The following is a 489-nucleotide window of genomic DNA, read 5'->3' on the forward strand; positions in this document are numbered from 1 at the left end:
ACTTTCTGTCTGATTGATTTTTCCTTCCATATAATCGTCCTTTCTTTGCTTGGCGTGGTTTTGACGGTATTTAAGCTCAAAACCGCGCCAAGTAGTAATGGTTATGCCTTAAACTTTCGGGGCGACTGGACTGCCTTCAACAGAGGCCAAACGCTAAATTAGAGACACATAAAATAATGTTGTTTTATCTTCAAACATATGTTGACAATGACTTGTTTTGCGCTTAATTGCTGTACCCTCTGCAGCAATAGGTCAGTCTTTTGCACCGTGTTTTCTGCCTAAATGTCAGTTTTTCTTGCGGAAACGCTCTTTAGCATCTTCCATGCAGGTCTTACGGACCATTGCACGATATCCTTCCATACAGTCGCACCCATCCATAAAGCTGTCCTGTAAATACCGCCATATCATCCTGCGCATGGCAATCTTTCTATGACAGTGCTTAAAAAGCATACGGAGCAGCCAGCCAACAATAGTAACTATAGATATTGC

Annotated in this window: 1 protein-coding gene; it reads right to left on the reverse strand. The window is 42.1% G+C overall.

Translation table 11 applies throughout. From position 1 onward, the window contains the following. Positions 1-285: 285 nt before the first annotated feature. On the reverse strand, positions 286-489 hold a 204-nt coding region (locus tag E5329_RS30280; protein ID WP_168356823.1), incomplete at its 5' end, for a hypothetical protein.

Origin of the sequence: Petralouisia muris, assembly GCF_004793545.1 — a bacterium.
Lineage (GTDB): Bacteria > Bacillota > Clostridia > Lachnospirales > Lachnospiraceae > Petralouisia > Petralouisia muris.